Below are 2,991 nucleotides of genomic sequence, written 5' to 3'. Positions count from 1 at the left end.
TCCACGACGAGGGGCACCTCGGAGGTCGCCGAGGCGGCACGCAGCTCCTCGAGGGCGGCGAGGCGGGCGGCCTCCTCCCTCCGCTCCATCTCGGCGCGGCGGGCCATGACCTCCTCGTAGGAATCCTCGATGCGTTCGCGGTCCGGAGCCGGATCGCTCAGGGTGAGCATGCCCTCGGCGGCTGCCCAGCGGGGCACCTCGAACCGCATGTCGCGCTTGCGGGGCTTCCCGCGTTTCCACTCGCTCTTCCACGTTCCCCGGTTCCCCGAGCCGCGGTCGGTCCCGGACCGGTTCTCCGCGCGGCGCCCGAAGAACCGTCGTCTGCGTTCGCTCATCGGGCGGGCCTCGCGTGGACGACGTCGCCGGCGCTCACGCTGTGGGAGTGCGTTCCGTCGTGCACCTCGAGAGAGGCGTCCGGGCCGAGGTCGGTGGCCGTGCCGTGGAGCCTCGCTCCGCCGGGAAGTTCGACGTCGACGGCGGAACCGAGGGTGAGCATGAGGTCACGGACACGAGCAGCCGCGGTGGACCGGGCGATCGCGGACCCCGGATCGGAGCATCCGGCGGCGAAGAGGTCGGTGACGACGTCCTGCAGGCGGGTGAGGACGCCGAGGACGAGCGCCTCGGGAGCGGGGTCCCCTCCCTCGAGGAGGACGGAGGTGGCGGTGTCGACCGGGAGGTCCGCCTCGGTGAACCCGGCGTTGATGCCGATGCCGATGACGGCGACGAGGTCGTCGGAGCCGTCCGCCCCACGGGTGGGCACGGCGCGGACGAGGATGCCGCAGAGCTTCCGGTTGCCCACGAGGACGTCGTTCGGCCATTTCACACCGGCGTCCACGCCCTGCGTCCGGACGGTGTCCGCGACCGCCCAGCCGGTCACGAGGGGCAGCCATCCGAGCATGTCACGGGGGAACTCCCGGGGAATGCGCACGGGAACCGAGAAGGTGACGGCGCCGGTGGTCGGCACCGTCCAGGTACGTCCGAGGCGACCGTGGCCGGCGGACTGGAAGTCGGTGCCGAGCACCGAGTAGTCGGGCCACTGGTCGGGGGCGTCCGTGAGTGCATCGGACAGGACATCGTTCGTCGAGGTGAGCTCGGTGGGCCATTGGAGACGGGGCACATGGGTCCCGGCCTGTGCGGCGAGTCGGGAGAACGTGCTGGGTTCGAAGTGCACCAGATCACCTTAGTGGGTTTGGTAAGTGGGTACAACGAGCGTCCACCGTGCATAGTCTGGGGCGCATGACGACTGAGACGCACCCGAAGACGACGGCCGAACGCCTCGCCGCGTTCGAGTCCCGCCGCACCGCCGCGCACGCCGGGAACGAGAAGGCGATCGCCGGTCAGCACGCGAAGGGCAAGCAGACCGCGCGCGAGCGGATCGATCAGCTCCTCGACCCCGGTTCCTTCCAGGAGATCGACGAGTTCGCCCGGCACCACAGCACCCAGTTCGGGATGGAGAAGAAGCGTCCGGACGGCGACGGCGTGGTCTGCGGCCTCGGCACGATCGACGGACGTACCGTCGCGGTCTTCGCCCACGACTTCACGGTGCTCGGCGGCTCCCTCGCGGAGGCGAACGGCCGGAAGATCGTGAAGACGCAGAAGCTCGCACTCAAGATCGGCTGCCCGATCATCGGCATCAACGACTCCGGTGGCGCCCGCATCCAGGAGGGCGTGAGCTCGATCGCCCTGTTCGCGGAGATCTTCCACTGGAACGTGAAGTCCTCGGGCGTCATCCCGCAGATCAGCCTCATCATGGGACCCTCCGCGGGCGGTGCGGTCTACTCCCCCGCACTCACCGACTTCACGATCATGGTCGACGGCACCTCGCACATGTACATCACCGGGCCGGACGTCATCCGGACGGTCACCGGTGAGGAGGTCGGCCACGAGGAACTCGGCGGCGGACGCACACACAACACCGTGAGCGGAAACGCCCACTACCTCGCACAGGACGAGGAGGACGCCCTCGAGTACGTGCGCGACCTCCTGTCGTTCATGCCGCAGAACAACCTCGACCCCGCGCCGGTCGAGGACCACCCGGCGGACCTCACGGTGTCGGACGCGGACGAGGCACTCGACACGCTCGTTCCGGACTCCGCGAACCAGCCGTACGACATCCTCGACGTCGTCCGCACGGTCGTCGACGACGGCGACGTCCTCGAGACCTCCGAGCTCTTCGCACCCAACGTCGTCACGGCGTTCGCCCGCGTCGAGGGCCGAGCGGTCGGCATCATCGCGAACCAGCCGATGGCCCTCGCCGGCACTCTCGACATCGACGCCTCGGAGAAGGCGGCACGTTTCGTCCGCTTCTGCGACGCCTTCGGCTTCCCGATCCTCACCTTCGTCGATGTGCCGGGCTTCCTGCCGGGCACCGACCAGGAGCTCGGCGGCATCATCCGCCGCGGCGCGAAGCTCATCTACGCATACGGCGAGGCCACCGTCCCGCTCATCACCCTCATCACCCGGAAGGCCTACGGCGGGGCCTACTGCGTCATGGGGTCGAAGCAGTTGGGCGCCGATCTCAACTTCGCGTGGCCGAGCGCGCAGATCGCGGTGATGGGCGCGCAGGGTGCTGCGAACATTCTCCACCGTCGCGATCTCGCCGCCGCCGAGGCCGCCGGTGAGGACGTCGAGGCACTGCGGGCGTCCCTCGTCGAGGACTACGAGGACCAGCTCCTCAACCCCTACCTCGCGGCCGAGGAGGGGTACATCGACGCGGTCATCAAGCCCTCGGAGACCCGGAACCGGATCGTCCGCGGCCTGCGGGCGCTCGCGAACAAGCACGTCGACGCGCCGACCCGCAAGCACGGGAACATCCCGCTGTGAGTGGGGAGGCCGTGACACGGGGTGGGGAGGCCGTGACACCAGGTAGTGCTCCGGGCGCTGCCGGTGATCGGTCGGCGGCCGGCGCACGGCTCACCCCGGAACGCGAGGCCGAGCTCGCCCGGCAGGCGGCCATCGCCGCGCTCACGGCCGTGGCGCAGACGCGGAGGG

The 2,991-nt window shown here is 69.9% G+C and carries 3 protein-coding genes; 1 reads left to right on the top strand and 2 read right to left on the bottom strand.

Annotated features, from left to right (window positions below; all coding sequences use genetic code 11):
* The coding region (locus ABD172_RS09040; protein WP_344308920.1) for a hypothetical protein at positions 1–335 on the bottom strand (335 nt) is incomplete at its 3' end.
* Positions 332–1,171, bottom strand: a complete 840-nt coding sequence (locus ABD172_RS09035) for a biotin--[acetyl-CoA-carboxylase] ligase (RefSeq protein ID WP_344308918.1) — start codon at positions 1,169–1,171, stop codon at positions 332–334. The genes ABD172_RS09040 and ABD172_RS09035, both read right to left, overlap by 4 nt.
* A 65-nt stretch (positions 1,172–1,236) precedes the next feature.
* Here ABD172_RS09035 and ABD172_RS09030 point away from each other — a divergent pair, with 65 nt between their 5' ends.
* Complete coding sequence (locus tag ABD172_RS09030) at positions 1,237–2,823, top strand: acyl-CoA carboxylase subunit beta (RefSeq protein ID WP_344308916.1); 1,587 nt, start codon at positions 1,237–1,239, stop codon at positions 2,821–2,823.
* The last annotated feature ends 168 nt before the right edge of the window (positions 2,824–2,991 follow it).

The sequence above is a fragment of the Brevibacterium samyangense genome (assembly GCF_039529845.1).
GTDB lineage: Bacteria > Actinomycetota > Actinomycetes > Actinomycetales > Brevibacteriaceae > Brevibacterium > Brevibacterium samyangense.
This window is presented reverse-complemented; position numbering and strand designations above follow the sequence as displayed.